Below are 16,437 nucleotides of genomic sequence, written 5' to 3' on the forward strand. Positions count from 1 at the left end.
AACACCCGAGGCAACAAGTTGAGAGGATGATCGTCCTCTGGAGGATCCTCCTACGAACAGGTTGTTGACGGGACTTCGCCTTATTTCGCTATCCGCAGGCCCAGTCGAAAGTATCGGATTCCAGATCGAATTGAGCGTTGCCGCCACCGCCGAAGTTGAGTCCCGAGATCTCTTCCAGTTCCAGGTACCAGGGAGTGAGCCCATCAGGCATCGCTTGGACGGGGAAGGCCGTTCCGCCCAAGTGGCTTACGGCGAATAGGGGTTCTGCCCAGTCTGCGAGGCTCCCGCCTGTTGTGGGATTGACATACCCGTCGGGGCCGACCTCATCTCCCCAGAGTTCGACGGGTGTCTTGCCAGCATTCGGATCCACTCGCGGGATCAACCAAACGTCGGTGGTCGGTTCGATGTGGTCCCAAGCATTAGTGCCCTGTGACTCATCGATATGCTCACCCTCGGCACGCAGATCGGGACGAGGTGCCGTCGGGCCGGCAGCCACCTCATCATGCGTGAGCCAGAGGATCGCGAATTCTCCGTCGATCAGGTCTCTGCGCCTGAGCAGGCCGGGATGGTTCTCGGTTGCTGCAAGGTCGCGTAGGAACGGATCGGTTGAGTCAGCGCTTGGGATGGGTGATTTGTCTTCGACTGCGAACTGGCCCTCACCAGCAAATATGGCGATTCCGGGAGACTGGGGACCGCGCCTTTGAAAGTCTGCGGGTAGCCAGAGAGTCAGCACATGCATCATGGGCAAGCCAGTGTTGAGGCTTCGTGGCCAGTGTTCCCACCGAACGCCTGGCCCCTGACTTCCTGTCCACCCTGAGGGCGGCTGGCTTGGCAGGGCAGCATCGGCAGTTCCTCCTGGGGCTTTGCCCAGGCCATTGCCACAACGAAAGGCCAGGTTCCAAGCGATCATCTCGGGCATGGCACCACCATATGAGCTAATTGGTCCAATCAAGACCTATCGAGGACGAAGTGTGTCCGGTCAAGGATCGGCTTGCGGGCCGTTGGGGCAGTTCGTTCTCCAGATCTTCCGCGTCAAATCGACGGCAACGTGCTCACGTCTGCTGAGTAGGAAATCGATGCTTGCGCGCGCCGTCGTGGCCTAGTGGTCCAACCTAAATACATTTGAACCATGACATTGCCTTTTGTCGGAGATGAAATTGTTCATCTCGATTCCGGGACCTTTATGTGGATCCAGTTGACGCGTTTCCTCATCGAACCGGACCAGGACGACCGATCCCTTCTTGAGAGCCTGATCGAGAGCCCCGGGTACCAGCACGACTACGCCTCCCCCTTTCCCTCCAGGAGCGGCAGTGAGCCCAGCGACTGGGGAATCCACGGGCGGTGGAAGATTGATGCCATCCACCCGGACCTGTTCGAGCCATCGACCGCCGAGGCAGCCACAGCCGAGATAAATGCCTGGGCCAACGACCAAGAATGGATGGACCCGGAATACTCCCAGCCCGCCGACGTCATGCAAAGGCTGGAGCCCATCTATTCACTCCTAGGCTCAGGCCCTGTCCTGAAGCTACACAACCCCCCGCGGGAAGCCGAACATGACTATGGCTCCGTCACCGGAAAACTCGGCTTCCACGAGTTCATCGTGATTGATCGGATTCTCCGGACACTTCACGTCATCGTCGCATCGGATGACTGAATTACTCCGCCCGTTGTCATCATTCGCAGAGCCCTAACTTGGAGTCACTGATGGCATCCGATCAGTGAGCGTATTCCTCCGCCAAAGGGCCCAAGGACACGGAAGCGCCTGCCGCGCTGCTTATCCGAAGCTACCAGACCAACCCCAGGCAGCACGGTAAGGGATCCCAAAACGGAACAGCCAAGGGCCGTCAGCGCCGGCTGTCACACCCGGATCAGCGGGCGAATACCACCGGGATGTTCGGGTTCCACAGAACCAAAGTGGCCTCGTCATCCTCATGATTAATCCTTGGCTGAGTAACGTTTCCTATGGGTCGACAACTCCCTTGTCCCGCCTCGAAGCTAAAGCGAAGAATCCCATAATGAAAATCCACAGACTTTTGCTGCCCACTCTCCAGCAGCATGCCTACGGCACGCCCCCTGACATGGATCCCTTGACGGAGAACGGTGCCCTACAAGAAACGCAGCTCCTCGATCTCCGGTTCGACGCTTTGACCCTCACCGTTGGGTTGCTCTTTGAACTTCGCACCGCGCTGCAACTGCGGGACGGCAATACAGGCGTTCTCGTAGCTCATGGCGTCAGAGAGCTCTCATGGTCAGGGCCTCGACGAGCCACCAATCTGACAGCCTGGACCGTGGGAGAATCAACAGCGCGGCGTGAGGCCGGCCTGCTGCGGTTGGATCTCGGCATGTGGCCGGCCCCCGGAGCCCAGCTCAGCGTGTTGACTGAGCGGGCGGCCTTCTTCTCGGTGGACGTCCCGGACCTGGATGTCGCTCCGCCGAACTATAGCGATGTGGACCGGGCAGGAATTGCCGAGAAAGTGGCTGGTTGGGACTCGGACTTCCACCCGATTCATACTGTCTACTTTGACGCGACGGATGATGGCTGACTGACGCGCATCAGGGCTGCAGCGACGCCGGAGGTGCGGAGGTGGGCGCGGCTGGCATGCATAATGGGTGCCCGTTCAAGGATCCTTTAGGGGACATGTCGGTTAACTCAGGGGCGGGCTTTGTGACTGTTCCCTGAAGCTCCCTCCGGCGTTGAAGACTGCTGTTCCCGTATCTGCGCGTTTCCCACCTGACATGCGATTGTTCCTGTATGACAGTTCAGAAAGCGCTCAAAGCAGCGCTGCGAGACATTCTCGGCCCTTGCGCCCGGAGCCACGGCTTTAACGGTTCAGCTCCGACTTGGCGAAAGTCCACATCTTCAGGGGATTGGGCTGTCGTGAACGTGCAGTCGTCATCTTTTAGTTCGGCGGAGCATTTGCAGTGCGTAATAAACTTGGCGGTCGCTCCTGAGCCCTGGCTTCGTTGGACCCGGGTGAAATTAGGTGCTGCAATGCCGAAGTCAGTGACCGAAAACCTGGGCCTCTATCGCGAGCGGCTTCATCCGGGGGGAACCGCAGCTGGACAGGATGGTTGGTGGGAGATCACCGATGCTGCTTCAGCCGTATCCGCAGTCGAGGACATGGTTGGCCAGTTGGATGTCGCGGGCTGGCCAGTTATTGAACAGTTGCTGAGACGCGAGGGCATGCTCGAACAGGTTCGAACCGGGGGCCTTGGACACTGGAAGCAGCCCAGCGCCGGGGTCTTTCTCGCCCGAGCTGAGGCCTTGCTGCTGATGGATGGCGGTCCGAGTCCTGCGTTGGATGAGCGCCTGCAATATGCACTCGAAAACTGCACTCCGCAACAGCGGGAGCATGGCGTCGAATTTGATGCCTGGGTGCGAGACCAGGCCAATCTGACCCACTGAGCAAGCTCGCCAAGAGGCCGAAAGACTGTGTCTGTTATGGGTTGGCTGAACGGACCCCGCTGCGTCCGATTGGGGATCCCCTTCCGTACATGTCGTGGCTGTGCTGACGACTTTGGACATTTGTGCAGACGACTTCGGAAAATGACAACACCAACAGTTTTCCGGCGATTGCGCGAAGTAAAAGGCGCTTACAAAATTCGAATATAAAACCTTATAAGTAGAGGCGAAAGCGCTGTTTTTTCATATGAAAAACGACTAGAATTGAGATGGCAGGTCAAACAGACGAATCAAACCAGAGTGATACCGAAATCAAGGACTGAAATGACCCCTTTTTTGTTGCCGAATATTCCGTTCCGGACCGCAGCTCCAGCCTGCGCCCTCGCGTGGATGACAAACAGTCGGCACCCTCAGATAACTGTCGTTGTGAACAACGCCGATGACGAAGACCACTGGGCAGGCCTGCGCCGCGACAAGCTGGTCCAGGCGGCCATGCACCACAAGGCGGCCTGATGAACCCCCCGCAGGACCGGTTCGCCCTCACGCCCCGCCGGTACTACCCGGACGAGCACTGGTTCGGACTCGAAGCCAACCCTTCCAGCACCATCAACGTCCCCCTCATCGACCCCTACCTTGTGGAACCGGACCCCGCTGCCCCCTGGTACGACACCGAGGTGGACAGCCCCGAAACCGAAGACGCCATCTTCAACCACACCCTAAGGAAGGTCCACATCATGGCCGGCGAAACAACCATCACCGTCATAGGCAACCTCACCACCGACCCGGAACTGCGGTTCACCCCGTCAGGCTCGGCCGTCGCGAACTTCACCGTCGCGTCAACACCGCGCACCTTTGACCGGCAGTCCAATGAGTGGAAGGACGGGGAGACCCTTTTCCTCCGGGCCTCGGTCTGGCGTGAAGCGGCCGAGAATGTCGCCGAATCCCTCACCAAGGGCATGCGCGTCATCGTCTCAGGCCGGCTGAAGAGCCGTTCGTACGAGACCAAGGAAGGCGAGAAGCGCACCGTCGTGGAGCTCGAGGTAGAAGAGGTCGGAGCCTCGCTCAGGTACTCGAAGGCGAAAGTCACCCGCACCCAACGCGGCCCCGGCTCGGGCGGTCCCGGGGGCAACGGTTTCGGCAGCCAGGGCGGCACCACCCAGCCTAGCGGCACAGGCCAGTCCCTCCCGCAGGATGACCCGTGGGCCGCACAGCCCGGCAGCAACGCCGGAGGCTGGGGCAACGGCCCGGACTCCGAACCGCCGTTCTAAACTTCAACATCCGTAGTAGTAGGAGTAGTATCGTTACTACTCCTACTACTACATGCAATCGAAGAGGTGCTTTGATGACGTCGAGCGTGAAGGACCGCGTCTATGCCGCGGCCGAACAGATCAGTGCCGAGCGCCGGCCCACCGTGTCCACGGTCCGCGCGGCCGCCGGCGTGAGCAACGCCGACGCCACCCGGTACCTGAAGGAATGGGCCGAGGAGAAACAGGCCGCCGGCGGGCAGGTCGCCGCGACCCCCGCGGCCCTGCTGGAGCAGGCGGCCCGCCTCGCCGGAGCCTGCTGGGCCGAAGCATCCGCCCTGGCCGCTGAACGCCACGCCGCCGTGGAAGCCCTCTGGGCACAGGAACGCAAAGACAAAGACCAGGAAATCGCCGAGCTCGTCGCCGACCTGGACCAGACAACCGCAGACAAAGACGCCGCCGCAGCAGCCCACGCCGAGGAAATCAACCGGCTGGAGGCCCAACGTGCGGCGTTGGAGCGCCAGCTTGCCGTGATCGGCAAGCAGCTCGAGGATTCCCGGGAGGCCGAGCGGGCCGCCGCCAAGGAAGCCGCGGACGCTGCACGCCGACTCGCAACAGCCGAGGTCCGCGCCGCCACCCTGGAACAGGTCCACAACGCCCTGCTGCAGCGCGTGTCCCCGGAGACAAAGGGCGCGGGGGAGTGAGTAAGGCCAAGCCCGAGAGCTTTTCCCCGTACTTCGCCACCGCCGACGCCGGGCAGGTCCGGGCGGCCTTCGCGGCCGCCGGCCACCTCGAGGGATATGCATCCATCTCGGAACTGATCGAGGCCGCTACGCTCAAGGAAGTCCGCCGGATGCAACGTCGGCACAACAACGGCAAACCCTGGGAACCGCTACCCCCGGGAAGCGCCCGCACCGGCCGGCGCTCCAAAGACGAACTATCCCGCCACTCTGGCGCCCTTACGGTCGATTGAAGGAGAACGAGATGCAGAACCACGTCGAGACGCTGGCCATCGCCTGGGCGGAGCAGGACGGCCTAGAGAGCTGGATGCTCGCCGCGCCAGATGCACGGCCCCTTTCGCAGGCAACCCTAAGGGACATTGTGTCCGACTACCTCGCCAGTCACGATCCTTTCCCAGATGGCATGAATGTCGAAGTCGCGCGACAGGACGGCTCTGGCTGGGAGCCGGCCGTCATCATCGAGCGACCAGGCACGGATGAATGGACCGTCGAGTACGACGACGGCACCCAGGCCTGGCGCGATCACAGCGAGCTGCGTCCACGCCATTAACCGTCGTTTCCAGCGCGCCCGACAATCAGGCCCCCGCGGGGGCTCGTCCTCTTCTTCCCCGTCCTCAAAATCGTCCTCGTCCTCAAAGTCGTCATAGCGATACACCCAGTCGATCCCTGGAGGTCGGTGCAGCCCGCTGTGCGGGACACCTTCGCGGGACAAGGAGTGTGCTCCGCGAAAGCTACCAAGGCGGAGAAATAAGCTCCAGTGGCGAGGCTCCGCTGTCCTGTCCGTTGGCCAAACCTTTCATCGCGGCACTGGCCGGGCGGGCAGGATTACTTGAACTTGAAACGGCCGAGGAGTGGGGATATGACGCCGTAGATGATCTGGACGTTATCAACAATTGAGTTGAGGGCCACCCTCGTGCGACCAGCATCGTGAGCCACCTGCTCGGTTGTCTCGGCCAGGACTCGAGCGGCTTTGACGAGATCAGTTAGGAATCGTCGCTTCATGTTCAACTCTCTTTTCTCCTGAGGATCTCGTGATACATTACACGGACACGAAGTCTTTGTGTTGTGGTGAAATCGAAGATACACGATTTACAAGGAGTTTGTTAAGTGAAATCCGGATCTAGTTCCGCAGTGGCTTTCGGAACCGTGTTGCAGGCTGTGCGGAAACGCTCGTCGAGGAACCAATCCGAGGTCGCCGCTTTTTTTAGCCCCAAGCTATCCGTTGCCGCTGTCTCAATGGCCGAGGGTGGGAACCGTCCGCCCAAGACCGAGGCGATGGTCCGCGGCTACGCTGATGCGCTGGAACTCGATGCCGATGCCCTGCTTGTACTCTGGTGGGCCTTGCAGGGAATGGTCGAGGAGGAGGACCCGGGGAACGAGCGTCCGATCCAACAATGGTGGCACCAGCTCGAGGCAAGTCCTCAGCTCCAAATCGACCATACCCAGGCGGAAGAGTGGGCTGAGGACGAATCGGGTCGGAACGACGAGAAGTACGTCCCTTCACTGGAGGCCTTTGTGCTCGCCGATCGGATCTGCAAAATCCTTAGGAACCTTTTGGGCGACACTTGGCAGATTGACTACAAAGTCCATCTTGGCCTCAGTGACCCTGTCGACGGGTGGCCGGCGGTACTCAAGATCGAACTGCGCTCGGTTCCGGAGGAGGGCGACTTGGGGAGGGGCCAGGAACTGATCGGCTCCTTCGCATGTCCGGAACCCGTGACGCGACCCGTCACGGCCGATGCGACGCAACGACCCAATGCCGAGACCATCTCGCCAGACGTGGCATGGATTCTGTCATCGGTCGAGGCGATGCCTGTCCGGGAACGAGCAGCGGTCGCCGGATTCATCCACGGACTGCGAGAGGGGGCCACCCTCTTCTCCGGGCCCCCGCAGCCGCCTCACCCTGCCCGTTAGCCGGTCGATCCCCCTGTTTGGTCCTGGGCTGCACCGCCGGACCGGTTGCTCCTGGGGTAGTGGACAGACAGTCACCAGGACTTCATCCGATCGAGTGTCGAGCGAGAAGCCCGAATCGAGTTTTGAGAAGAGCGAGACGCCAAAATATCGCCCTCATTGAGATCGGCGAGCTTAGCACCCGCCGGGCTCCATGGAATCCGAGTTGCAACCTAGGAGTTGTCGCGTTGGCGAATCTTTTCGGAGAAGGATATTCCATCCCACCATCGCTCTTTCGTGGCGTCGCTCGGATCGGGGTACCAGCCCGGGGGCGGGCCCGGTTGTATCGAAGTCTCAGCAGCGGAATTCGCCCCAACAAGACTGACGCCGAGAACAATTATGATGCACACACCGATAATGCCTGCCAGCACCATAAGAACAATTGGGACCGTGTGGCTGTTCGCGCACGCGCTGCCAACAAGAGCCCGAGTTGGAAACCAAGGCGAGCCGCATGAGGCAGTCTTCCCGTCAAATTCCACCGTGTTTGGCGTGATGCCGGCTGCCAAGACCACGGCCGCGCAGATCGCGATAGCCGCGCCAAGGTGTCTACGAGTAATCTTCACCGCCCCCTTCTGCCCGATCGCGGTGACCGAAACGATTTCAGCCAGATCATACTGCCGAACCCGGCCCTTCTCGAAGTCCCTGCCGGGCCCCGTTCATTCGCCAAGGAAGCGGTTCTCCGACGGAACCGGGGCTTTCGCGTCGTCTTGGCTTGAGATGCGAGGCGTCTGACTTCAGTTACGAGACCACAATTCGCTGTGGATCGTAGTCAGTGATAGATGGCGTAGAAATTGCAGCGCTATGTGGCCTGGGTTCCAGCGGAGCCAATGGACGTCTGGTGGCGGTAAAGTGTCGCGCGGCTCCATCCGACGAGAGCGGCAGCGTCTGCCGCTGTGCGTCCGCGTTTGCGGGCATCGGCGACGATTGCGAGCTTTTCCGCGATGACCTCCGGTTTGATTGGTGGTCGGCCGAAGCGGGTTCCGCTTTGCCTGGCTGCGGCGATTCCGGCGTTGACACGTTCGACGATCAGCTCGCGCTCGTATTCAGCCAGAGTGGCAAGCATGTTCAGCATCATCCGCCCTGTTGAGGTAGCCGGGTCGATTCCGTCCGAGATGGATCGGAGGTGTACGCCGTGTTCGCGCAGCAGGTTGACGGTGTTCAGGACGTCGATCAGGGACCGGCCGAGCCGGTCGACTCGCCACACGACGACGGTGTCGCCGGCTTCGGCGTACTCAAGCAGCTTCTTCATCCCGGGACGCTGGGTCGCCGTTCGGCTTCCGGATGTGACATCGGCGAACACATCGCGCTTCTGGACGCCGGCAGCGAGGAGCGCGTCGAGTTGGAGTTGGGCGTCCTGGGTGGCGGTGCTGATTCTGGTGTACCCGAGTTTTCTCACCCCGCCATTCTGTCTCAGAAACACCCAAAACTCGCCGCGAGACACGATGGACAGTGAGACGACTTTGTAAGACACCCGCCGTAGGATGGGGTCCGCGTGATTCCGGGGCATTGAACATTTGAGCCGGCAGGCCAGGTGGTGTCTTGTAAAGCTGTAGTTTCTTGCGACACTATGCGCGCGAGGCGATTGTCGACAGCTGCGAGGGGCGAAGGCACCCGTTATGCACGGATATTGCGGTCGAGTTCTCTGAGCCTCTGATCCCGCTCCGTGTTCACCTGAACGTATCTCACGCAGTAGCGGATGCAATTGATCGCGCCGAACACGATCCTTATGTTCTTGCCAGCTGCTCCTTTAGGACCGTAATGACGGTCGTCAGAGCATCTTCATCGAAGCCTTCTGTTCTGAGTTCGAATCTGTGGAGGAAATGATTCTCTCCCCCTTCCGACTTGCCGTCGTGGTGACGCCTTACTTCTTCGACCTTTAGCAAGCCGAACGATTCCAAGGTTTTGCGGGCGCGTGAGTAAGGATCGCGGCCTATCCCGTAGTGGAGAAGTCTAGTTTCGGCTGGGATGCTTACAAAGGGACCGACCAGACTTCCTTTGCCACAAGCGACCATGAGTAGGAGGGCGAGTTCGGAGTCCTCCAATACGTGGACCCAGGAATTCATAATGAACCCAGACGGCAAGGTGGTCAGGGACTCCTTGGGGCCGGGCACTTTGTAGAGTTGTTGCTCCCCGCTGGCACCTCTCTCATCCAAAAGGTCGTAATTTTCGAAGTCGCCTCGCTTGCCCTCGGATTTGGGAAACCGAATGAGTTCTGCCGTCTCCAGCCGCTTGAAGCTTGCCCTGACGGATCGGGCTCTCTTGTCCTTTGCCTCGAGTGTTGTCAGTCCGTGGCCCGCTCGCTCTGCGTCGGTTGCGACAAGGTCGGTCCAGCCGGGGCGGTCGGTGTTCGCCACGATGGGCAGCCACTGGGGATGTCCTCCAGCTCTCATGGTCTTTTGAGCAATTGCCAGGGCTGTGAGATAGATCCGGAGAGTTGAACCACGGCTTGATGAAATCTCGGTGCAAGGCGGGCGGAGTTCGCGCGGAGGAACCTTTCGGTCCGAATAATCCCCTGCCGGCGCTTCTTGCCGGTAGATGAATTCGTCACGGAGGCGGAACCCATGCATGAACAGGGGCCCTTTTCCCTGAAGAGCGTCAAGTGTCCTGGCCGAGCGTTTGACCGATGCCCCGTAGTTGCCACTTAGCCTGGCGAGTCTGGCTTCGTACGCCTGACGGTCCTTGGGCGTGGGGAGGCGGGAAAAATCTAGGTTCACGATGCTCATTTTCGACGCCTTTCTACTTCTAATATTGAACGTCTAAAGCCGCATGATAATCTTCTAAGCGTCTTCTTAATGACCTGTCTCACTTGCGGCTTTACCCGTCAGATCATTCTAGTGGATACACGCCACGATCGCCCATACAGTTCTACGTGTTCACCCGTTCGCCCCTACTCAGATATGTGCCACTTATGCCTTCAGAACTTCGCGCCTACCTCGATGAGTCCTCAGCTAACCGCTCAGAAGACACCCAGGAGTACCTTGTGTGCGCTGCCGTAGTTCCGGATGACTCCGCTGAAGAGCTTCGGGAGCAGTTGCTGGCTCTGCGCCTCAAGGGGCAAATCAAACTGCACTGGACGGACGAAAGTGAAGCGCGGCGGAAGAAGATCGTTGCTGCTGTGAGCGAGCTGACGCCCATGTCCGCGGTAGTGACCCATGTGAGCAGGCGTTACAACAAGACTGAGCGTTTCAGGCGGAAGTGCTTGGAAACGATCTACTACGAGCTTGCCTCCATGGGGGTCCAGGAAGTTATCTGCGAAGCGAGGATGCCTACCCAGAACCAAAAGGACATCGCCCATATTGTGGCCCTCAAAGGTCAGAAAGTGGTCGATCGCGACTTCACCATCAGCCATTGTCGCGGCGGCGACGATCCGCTTCTGTGGATACCTGACATATTCCTGGGCGCCATTAACGCCAAGCACCTGGGGCAGGACGCCTACTACGAAGCGTTGAAGGATCTCCTGATACTTGAGCGTAAGACCCCGGACTCGGCTTAAACGCGAAAGGCCCTAGATCCAGTCGTCCGGCTGGGGTTCAAGGGCCTTCTTCCCAATCCATCGCAATGGCGGGCAGTTATTACGATAGTCGGCCTCTATTAGGTAAGCAAGTGGACGAGGGGTCGGAGCTTGAAGGCAGGTAGGCCCCGGCCAGACCCCTCTGCCACTTGTTCTGGTTCCTTGGTTCTATCGGGGCCTTGTCTCCTGTTGTGGACTGTGGCACAAGCTCTGTCGCTTGTTTCGTGGACTGCGGTTCTCTCAGTGTGTCGGTCAGGTGGTGGACCCGTTGTGGGTCGATGATTGACGCGGGAGATGACGATGCGAACTTTTCCAGTCAAAATGCCTTCCGGAACGCGGTACTGGACAGTGATCGGCGATGACCTGCTGGTTATGTCCGAGGCCGATGCTTATCTGCGGCACCTGCGGTTCGGGCGTGATGCTGCCGAATCGACGACAAGGACGTACGCGGGCGCGATTGCGCTCTATCTTTCGTGGTGCGCGGCCACCGGACAAGACTGGCGGGCAGCTGCGGAGAAGATGCCATCCTTCGTGCTGTGGCTCCGTCACTGTTCGCTGCATGGGACAGCGGGCGGTTCGGCAACTACTACGGTTCGCGGACCTCGACGGATCAACTGCGTGCTCGCAGGGGTGAGGGGCTTCCTTATCTTCGCAGTAGACCACAACGATGCGCCTAGAGCGGTACTTGCTCATCTTTATGAGCTGGCCAATAGCCAGGATCTGCCAGCCGAGGCGCGCGGTGAGGACGGCGTGTGGAGACTGCGACTGAGGGCCCGGCACCGGGTTCCAGCCATTAACCGTCGCCCTGACCGTGCAAGCGATGACGATTTCCTGGCGCTGCTGAGAGCGTGTCTCTCGGCCCGTGACCGGCTGCTGGTGATTCTGCTCGCGCGGGCAGGGTTGCGTCGGGGCGAACTGGTGGGTTTACGGCGTGAGGACGTCCACTTTCTCCTCGATTCGTCCTCCCTGGGTTGCAACTTTCCGGGAGCTCATCTGCATGTAGTACGGAGGCAAAACATCAACGGTGCGTGGGCGAAATCGCGGCACTCCCGTATCGTTCCGGTGGATTCACTGGTCGTGCAGGCGCACGATCAGTACTTCACCGAGAGGGCTAGGAATGACGCGGCACGGGAGAGCGATTTCGTGTTCGTGAACCTGTTCCGGGCACCCATCGGTGCGCCGATGACGCCAGCTGCAGTCAACGAACTGCTGGCTGCGGCCTCACACCGTGCAGAACTAAACCCGGCCGTGCACCCGCACGCACTGCGTCACGGGTTTGCCAGCAACGTCCTGGATGCCGGCGGAAGCATCGATGAAGTCCAGGAACTCCTCGGACACGCCTCAATCAGCTCAAGCCAGGTGTATCTCCATCCGGCACCTCGGCGGCTACGTGCTGCGGTCGAGCGAGTAGCCCACCACCCCACGCCAGCGTCAAGGTGAACACAATGCCAGCCCATGCCATGGTCGCATCCACCCGTGAAGCCCAGCTGGAGGCAGAACAAACCAAGGACATCTGGGCGATGTCCTGCTTTGGCCACAGCGGACGGTTGGACTTCACGGCCATCAGCCAGCCCTGGTTACGCGAGAGCATGAAAAGGTGGGCACTCCACGACCTGATACGGCGTCGGGGCGAAGAAGTCACCGGGGTACTGCGAGCTCATGTCGCAGCGATAGCCGGGCTCTCAGAGAGCCTGCGCATCCATCGAACTGACCGGGGACTTGTCATCCGCGAACTCGGCCGCCACGACATCGAGATGTTCCTGCAGCGCATCGCCTACCTGGAACACTGCGACAGGATCAGCGAATTATCCCGGGCCCTGAGCTGCCGAAAGGCTCATCATGCACTGCGTCAAATGCGACTACTCGGCCTTACACGGCCCGGAGGCCCACTCCATGGTCTCCCTGACGACTTCGCGCTACGACGCGAGGACATTCCCCCGCGCCCCGACCTGCAACCTCCAAGCCGGGCGCTGCCACCCGAAATCCTCGCCCAGCTCTGCGACGCGCTTCCACTGCTGCGCACGCGCGCCCCGAAAGTGCTGGCCACCGCAATCGAGTTACTCATCGACACGGGCCGCCGCCCCAACGAGATCCTGAACCTGTCCTGGGACTGCCTGGGCCGCGACCATGACGACAATTACGTGCTCGTCTATGACGACCTCAAGAACAACAGGCCGGGCCGGCGGCTTCCAATCGCCAAGGCGACCGCGGAACTGATCAGCGCCCAGCAGCAAGACACCCGGGACCGTTTCCCCGACATCAAGCCAGCGGCACTGCTCCTGCTGCCCTCAGACGACCCGGAGCCGAACGGTAAACATCCGATGGGACGGCACAAGATCGGCCGAACCCACCGCCGCTGGCTCGCTGCCCTGCAGCATCCTCTCCTACGCTCGGACGGCAGCATTTTCGACCTGACCACGATTACGCCGTACTCCTACCGACACACCTATGCCCAACGGCACGCAGACGCCGGCGTCCCGCTCGACGTACTCGCAGAACTAATGGGCCATGAGTTGCTAAGTTCGACTCAGGCCTACTACCAGATCGGCGAGAAACGCCGCCGTGCCGCCGTCGACCGACTGGCCAACCACCAATTCGACCGTCACGGCAACCACCTCTGGCGAGATGCCCAGGCATTACTGGACGACGAGCACGCCCGCCACATCCTCGGCCACGTTTCGGTGCCCTACGGCACCTGCCAGGAACCGACCAACGTCCAAGCAGGGGGCGGCGCATGCCCGTTCCGGTTTCGCTGTGTCGGATGCGATCATTTCCACACCGATCCATCGCATCTGCCCGAGCTGAAGGCATACCTTCATGACCTGCTTCGTGACCGCGAACGCGTCCTGGCCACAACCAATCTCGAAGACTGGGCCAGAACGGAAGCGTTACCGTCAGAGGAAGAGATCCGCCGGATGAAGGAACTCGTGCATAAGGTCGAAGAACACCTCGACCAACTCAACCCCGCCGAACAAGCCGACATCGCCGCCGCTGTCTCGGCGGTCCGGCGCACCCGGCAGATAACCAACCTCGGCATGCCCTCCATCAAGCGGCAAGCCCGATCTCAGAGCGGGACTTGAAAAGCCGTGAATACCAACACCACCGGGATCGCCGCAGCCAGGCAAGCCCACAGCACAAGATGCCGACAACGCGTCATCGCCGCCCTCGAACAGGCGGCCCATCAGGGTAGCGAAATCAGCATCTCCGCGATCGCACGTCGAGCCAAGGTAGACCGCAGCTTCCTCTATCGCCACCGCGACCTGCACTCAGCCGTCCTGGCCAAAGCCGCCGAACCGACCACCACCAAGACCGGAGGACCAGCTGTCAGCCGCGCCTCCCTCATCGCCGACCTGGCCAACGCACATGACCGCATCACCCGTCTGTCTCGGGAGAATACCCAACTTCGCCAGCGTCTGTCCGAAAGTCTCGGCGAACAGATCTGGCGGGAATCCGGCCTCGGTGCGCCCGACGATGTCGACCGTCTGCAGCGCCGGGTCACCGAACTCGAACAACACGCCGCTGAACAACGCCGGCAACTCGCAGAACGCAACGACGAACTCGACGCCGCACGGGCTGCGAACCGCGATCTCATGGCCCACCTCAACCGGCCCCAGACCACGGGTGCAGCCGTTAGTCCCAACTAATGTCCCGGGACTGAACTCCTGTCCACAGTCTCACCACGGAAAGACAAGATTCATGGCCATCAGTACACCAAGGATTATGAACGCCACCCCGAAACATACGGACACAACAGGCATAGACCGCAGGAAAGTCCTCTCACGTTTCATCATGGTCGGTACCTGACGGACAAGAGAGAACACGAAGCGTGAGTAAAAGTCCCTGGCCAGGATGAAGAACGCGCCTGCGAGTATCAGGAAAAGAACCGGCACCGCCCTCATCGTCAGCGTCCCGTCATCAAGCCGAAAATGGCGATTCCTGCGCCGATGACAAACCAAGCTGCTGCCATGAAGCGCAGAATCCTGAGATTCCGACGTTTGAAGGCTGCCTTGTCAAGGTCCGGCTGCAGATACGCGCGGCTGCTCGCAGCGACGTTAGTAAGAAATCGTGAAGCGATCAGGATCAGGATGCCTCCTGCAATCACGACCAGTCCGAATAGTGTTCCGGGTGCCATCTGAATTCCTTTCGCTCCCCCAACGAAAGCCTGAAGCCTCGAGTCCGGATGGGACGAGACTAGGATCGCAGCCGAACATAAGCAAGCTCTTAGTCGATTTTGGCTACGTGATTTCTTTCGTCAAGTCCCTATGGATGGGAACGATAGGCCGGCCGTCTTTCAAGAACGAGGGGGAGCTGGCTCGCTTGGCCAACACATGTAGCCCACGCTAGAACGGCGCCAGATGACGTTTCACCTGCACAAACGAGGCCGTCTCCAAGCATGGGCAGTGTTGGGCCCCGATAGAACCTTGGAACTGGAACAGTGCTCAAGGTGCCGGTTCACCGAAAACTTTCTGAGATTTTCGCGACACGATTCTGCCCGTGGCCACACTGTATCCGTAGGGAGGGGTATGGCCGGTAGCCGGCTCCCCAAGCGCCGGGAAGGCTGACGGCGTGAAGGTCTATGATTCGGGAGGCACCGACAGGGCGTCTGTGTCCATGAATGCAGGAGTCGAGAGGATCACCCATGGAGTTCACGAACGTTTCCGGATTTGTCGTGTTGCTGGACAAGGACATGAAGGAAGCTGTCCCCCGGCAAGATGCCCAGTTCAATTGGCAGCCGCTTAACGGCGGAGCCACCTACCAGATCACCTCAAGTCATGAGTTCGATCTGATCGGGCAGGGGAAGGAAATCTACTATCTCGCGGTTGGTGCGGAAAGCCGGCTGGATTTTGTTTCGCCGCTGCCTGGGGCACCCGTCGAAGGCGGCCTCTTTCAGGTTCGAGGGGCCTAGGGACTACTGGTGTGGCCCGTCGGTGGTGACTGTGGTGATCGCTCCCGTGACCCAGGCGGTAGCCCCCTTAGCGCCTGCGAAGCCGGCCGGCCCCGTGCCCTGGTCATGTTCCCGCAGCGCCCAGGCCCCGAGCGGAAGATCGACCGGTGATGGTGACTAGCAGACCTGCCGTGAACGCGGCGGAACGGTTTTGGTCCAAGGTTGTCAAGGGGCCAGCTCAAGGTGATTGCTGGCTCTGGGCCGCTGCAGTCGGGGATGACGGGTACGGCAGGTTCACCCTCAACGCAGATGGCCGAACCGTGGCCGTCCGTCCCCACCGCTTCGCCTTCCACTTGCTGCACGGCAGCGACCTGGATGCCTTCGGCCCGCTCATGCACACCTGTGATGTGCCGATCTGCGTCCACGCGACTGCTGACACTTTTACTCATTTGGTGGAAGGAACCAGCCGCAGCAACATGCTCGATAGATTGGCCAAAGGACGCGACGCGAACGGAAGTTCCTTCCGCTGGCGCGGACTGGCCCGGGCACAGTTCGCTGCGGGGTCCGTAGCCCTCAGGGACGAAGTCCGCGCCCACGGCTGGGACAGGCCCCTGCGCGTAGCCGCGCTCCTGGCCGGCGTCGATCCCGACGCGCCAACCTTGTTCTGAGGTCCCCCGTATCATCAGATTTGTAGCCGCCAACCG

Annotated in this window: 21 protein-coding genes; 15 read left to right on the plus strand and 6 right to left on the minus strand. The window is 60.5% G+C overall.

Features of this window, described 5'->3' with window-relative positions; genetic code table 11:
* Nucleotides 1–88: 88 nt before the first annotated feature.
* Nucleotides 89–742: a hypothetical protein gene (locus QRN52_RS00500; protein WP_284750853.1), complete on the minus strand. Its 654-nt coding sequence runs from the start codon at nucleotides 740–742 to the stop codon at nucleotides 89–91.
* A 387-nt stretch (nucleotides 743–1,129) separates the two neighbouring features.
* Here QRN52_RS00500 and QRN52_RS00505 point away from each other — a divergent pair, with 387 nt between their 5' ends.
* From QRN52_RS00505 to QRN52_RS00540, 8 genes are all read left to right on the plus strand, one after another.
* A complete protein-coding gene (locus tag QRN52_RS00505; protein WP_284750854.1) occupies nucleotides 1,130–1,654 on the plus strand; it encodes a hypothetical protein in 525 nt (174 codons plus the stop codon).
* A 361-nt stretch (nucleotides 1,655–2,015) separates the two neighbouring features.
* Nucleotides 2,016–2,543: a hypothetical protein gene (locus tag QRN52_RS00510; protein ID WP_284750855.1), complete on the plus strand. Its 528-nt coding sequence runs from the start codon at nucleotides 2,016–2,018 to the stop codon at nucleotides 2,541–2,543.
* Between the two features lie 209 nt (nucleotides 2,544–2,752).
* Nucleotides 2,753–3,406, plus strand: a complete 654-nt coding sequence (locus tag QRN52_RS00515; protein ID WP_284750856.1) for a DUF4304 domain-containing protein — start codon at nucleotides 2,753–2,755, stop codon at nucleotides 3,404–3,406.
* Nucleotides 3,407–3,727: 321 nt separating this feature from the next.
* Complete coding sequence (locus tag QRN52_RS00520; RefSeq protein WP_284750857.1) at nucleotides 3,728–3,916, plus strand: hypothetical protein; 189 nt, start codon at nucleotides 3,728–3,730, stop codon at nucleotides 3,914–3,916.
* Between the two features lie 221 nt (nucleotides 3,917–4,137).
* Complete coding sequence (locus tag QRN52_RS00525; RefSeq protein WP_350225115.1) at nucleotides 4,138–4,671, plus strand: single-stranded DNA-binding protein; 534 nt, start codon at nucleotides 4,138–4,140, stop codon at nucleotides 4,669–4,671.
* A 74-nt stretch (nucleotides 4,672–4,745) separates the two neighbouring features.
* Nucleotides 4,746–5,351 (plus strand): DNA-binding protein, encoded by a 606-nt coding sequence (locus QRN52_RS00530; RefSeq protein WP_284750859.1) that lies wholly within the window; start codon nucleotides 4,746–4,748, stop codon nucleotides 5,349–5,351.
* Nucleotides 5,348–5,620 (plus strand): ParB family protein, encoded by a 273-nt coding sequence (locus QRN52_RS00535; RefSeq protein WP_284750860.1) that lies wholly within the window; start codon nucleotides 5,348–5,350, stop codon nucleotides 5,618–5,620. Before QRN52_RS00530 ends, QRN52_RS00535 begins: the two co-directional genes overlap by 4 nt.
* A gap of 11 nt (nucleotides 5,621–5,631) precedes the next feature.
* A complete protein-coding gene (locus QRN52_RS00540; RefSeq protein ID WP_284750861.1) occupies nucleotides 5,632–5,937 on the plus strand; it encodes a tudor domain-containing protein in 306 nt (101 codons plus the stop codon).
* Between the two features lie 275 nt (nucleotides 5,938–6,212).
* Here the strand turns inward: QRN52_RS00540 and QRN52_RS00545 are convergent, their stop codons facing one another.
* The gene (locus QRN52_RS00545; protein WP_284750862.1) at nucleotides 6,213–6,389 is read right to left on the minus strand and encodes a hypothetical protein; all 177 of its coding nucleotides are present in this window, start codon (nucleotides 6,387–6,389) and stop codon (nucleotides 6,213–6,215) included.
* 105 nt (nucleotides 6,390–6,494) lie between these two features.
* On the opposite strand from QRN52_RS00545, the gene QRN52_RS00550 reads away from it, so the two are divergent.
* The gene (locus QRN52_RS00550) at nucleotides 6,495–7,301 is read left to right on the plus strand and encodes a helix-turn-helix domain-containing protein (protein WP_284750863.1); all 807 of its coding nucleotides are present in this window, start codon (nucleotides 6,495–6,497) and stop codon (nucleotides 7,299–7,301) included.
* 209 nt (nucleotides 7,302–7,510) lie between these two features.
* On the opposite strand, the gene QRN52_RS23885 is transcribed toward QRN52_RS00550, so the two are convergent.
* The 3 genes from QRN52_RS23885 to QRN52_RS00560 all read right to left on the minus strand — a co-directional run bounded on the left by QRN52_RS23885 (nucleotide 7,511) and on the right by QRN52_RS00560 (nucleotide 10,060).
* Nucleotides 7,511–7,711, minus strand: coding sequence for a DUF2510 domain-containing protein (locus QRN52_RS23885; RefSeq protein ID WP_350225116.1), 201 nt, complete (start codon nucleotides 7,709–7,711; stop codon nucleotides 7,511–7,513).
* A gap of 425 nt (nucleotides 7,712–8,136) precedes the next feature.
* Complete coding sequence (locus tag QRN52_RS00555) at nucleotides 8,137–8,733, minus strand: recombinase family protein (RefSeq protein ID WP_284750864.1); 597 nt, start codon at nucleotides 8,731–8,733, stop codon at nucleotides 8,137–8,139.
* A 328-nt stretch (nucleotides 8,734–9,061) separates the two neighbouring features.
* Nucleotides 9,062–10,060: a hypothetical protein gene (locus tag QRN52_RS00560; protein WP_284750865.1), complete on the minus strand. Its 999-nt coding sequence runs from the start codon at nucleotides 10,058–10,060 to the stop codon at nucleotides 9,062–9,064.
* 185 nt (nucleotides 10,061–10,245) lie between these two features.
* Here QRN52_RS00560 and QRN52_RS00565 point away from each other — a divergent pair, with 185 nt between their 5' ends.
* The 4 genes from QRN52_RS00565 to QRN52_RS00580 all read left to right on the plus strand — a co-directional run bounded on the left by QRN52_RS00565 (nucleotide 10,246) and on the right by QRN52_RS00580 (nucleotide 14,492).
* Nucleotides 10,246–10,830: a hypothetical protein gene (locus QRN52_RS00565; RefSeq protein WP_284750866.1), complete on the plus strand. Its 585-nt coding sequence runs from the start codon at nucleotides 10,246–10,248 to the stop codon at nucleotides 10,828–10,830.
* A 318-nt stretch (nucleotides 10,831–11,148) separates the two neighbouring features.
* Nucleotides 11,149–12,288 carry a tyrosine-type recombinase/integrase gene (locus QRN52_RS00570; RefSeq protein WP_284750867.1) on the plus strand — a complete coding sequence of 380 codons (1,140 nt, stop codon included), beginning with the start codon at nucleotides 11,149–11,151 and terminating at the stop codon, nucleotides 12,286–12,288.
* A 5-nt stretch (nucleotides 12,289–12,293) separates the two neighbouring features.
* Nucleotides 12,294–13,928: a tyrosine-type recombinase/integrase gene (locus tag QRN52_RS00575; protein ID WP_284750868.1), complete on the plus strand. Its 1,635-nt coding sequence runs from the start codon at nucleotides 12,294–12,296 to the stop codon at nucleotides 13,926–13,928.
* Nucleotides 13,929–13,934: 6 nt separating this feature from the next.
* Entirely contained in the window at nucleotides 13,935–14,492 is a 558-nt protein-coding gene (locus QRN52_RS00580; RefSeq protein ID WP_284750869.1) for a DUF6262 family protein, read from the plus strand.
* Between the two features lie 257 nt (nucleotides 14,493–14,749).
* Here QRN52_RS00580 and QRN52_RS00585 read toward each other — a convergent pair whose 3' ends face one another.
* Nucleotides 14,750–14,980 (minus strand): hypothetical protein, encoded by a 231-nt coding sequence (locus QRN52_RS00585; RefSeq protein WP_284750870.1) that lies wholly within the window; start codon nucleotides 14,978–14,980, stop codon nucleotides 14,750–14,752.
* 507 nt (nucleotides 14,981–15,487) lie between these two features.
* Between QRN52_RS00585 and QRN52_RS00590 the strand changes: the two genes are divergently transcribed.
* Together QRN52_RS00590 and QRN52_RS00595 are read left to right on the plus strand one after the other, a co-directional pair.
* The gene (locus QRN52_RS00590) at nucleotides 15,488–15,754 is read left to right on the plus strand and encodes a hypothetical protein (RefSeq protein WP_284750871.1); all 267 of its coding nucleotides are present in this window, start codon (nucleotides 15,488–15,490) and stop codon (nucleotides 15,752–15,754) included.
* A 149-nt stretch (nucleotides 15,755–15,903) separates the two neighbouring features.
* A complete protein-coding gene (locus QRN52_RS00595) occupies nucleotides 15,904–16,401 on the plus strand; it encodes a hypothetical protein (protein ID WP_284750872.1) in 498 nt (165 codons plus the stop codon).
* Nucleotides 16,402–16,437: the final 36 nt, after the last annotated feature.

This window comes from Arthrobacter sp. efr-133-R2A-120, from assembly GCF_030209835.1.
Taxonomy (GTDB): domain Bacteria; phylum Actinomycetota; class Actinomycetes; order Actinomycetales; family Micrococcaceae; genus Arthrobacter.

Bases quoted from the DNA above. Each gene is read 5' to 3' on its own strand.
- QRN52_RS00545 (WP_284750862.1), bottom strand. From the start codon at position 6,389: ATGAAGCGACGATTCCTAACTGATCTCGTCAAAGCCGCTCGAGTCCTG.
- QRN52_RS00590 (WP_284750871.1), top strand. From the start codon at position 15,488: ATGGAGTTCACGAACGTTTCCGGATTTGTCGTGTTGCTGGACAAGGAC.
- QRN52_RS00520 (WP_284750857.1), top strand. From the start codon at position 3,728: ATGACCCCTTTTTTGTTGCCGAATATTCCGTTCCGGACCGCAGCTCCA.
- QRN52_RS00505 (WP_284750854.1), top strand. From the start codon at position 1,130: ATGACATTGCCTTTTGTCGGAGATGAAATTGTTCATCTCGATTCCGGG.
- QRN52_RS00525 (WP_350225115.1), top strand. From the start codon at position 4,138: ATGGCCGGCGAAACAACCATCACCGTCATAGGCAACCTCACCACCGAC.
- QRN52_RS00540 (WP_284750861.1), top strand. From the start codon at position 5,632: ATGCAGAACCACGTCGAGACGCTGGCCATCGCCTGGGCGGAGCAGGAC.
- QRN52_RS00530 (WP_284750859.1), top strand. From the start codon at position 4,746: ATGACGTCGAGCGTGAAGGACCGCGTCTATGCCGCGGCCGAACAGATC.
- QRN52_RS00585 (WP_284750870.1), bottom strand. From the start codon at position 14,980: ATGGCACCCGGAACACTATTCGGACTGGTCGTGATTGCAGGAGGCATC.
- QRN52_RS00515 (WP_284750856.1), top strand. From the start codon at position 2,753: ATGACAGTTCAGAAAGCGCTCAAAGCAGCGCTGCGAGACATTCTCGGC.
- QRN52_RS00570 (WP_284750867.1), top strand. From the start codon at position 11,149: ATGCGAACTTTTCCAGTCAAAATGCCTTCCGGAACGCGGTACTGGACA.
- QRN52_RS00565 (WP_284750866.1), top strand. From the start codon at position 10,246: ATGCCTTCAGAACTTCGCGCCTACCTCGATGAGTCCTCAGCTAACCGC.
- QRN52_RS23885 (WP_350225116.1), bottom strand. From the start codon at position 7,711: ATGGTGCTGGCAGGCATTATCGGTGTGTGCATCATAATTGTTCTCGGC.
- QRN52_RS00560 (WP_284750865.1), bottom strand. From the start codon at position 10,060: ATGAGCATCGTGAACCTAGATTTTTCCCGCCTCCCCACGCCCAAGGAC.
- QRN52_RS00500 (WP_284750853.1), bottom strand. From the start codon at position 742: ATGATGCATGTGCTGACTCTCTGGCTACCCGCAGACTTTCAAAGGCGC.
- QRN52_RS00575 (WP_284750868.1), top strand. From the start codon at position 12,294: ATGCCAGCCCATGCCATGGTCGCATCCACCCGTGAAGCCCAGCTGGAG.
- QRN52_RS00595 (WP_284750872.1), top strand. From the start codon at position 15,904: ATGGTGACTAGCAGACCTGCCGTGAACGCGGCGGAACGGTTTTGGTCC.
- QRN52_RS00510 (WP_284750855.1), top strand. From the start codon at position 2,016: ATGAAAATCCACAGACTTTTGCTGCCCACTCTCCAGCAGCATGCCTAC.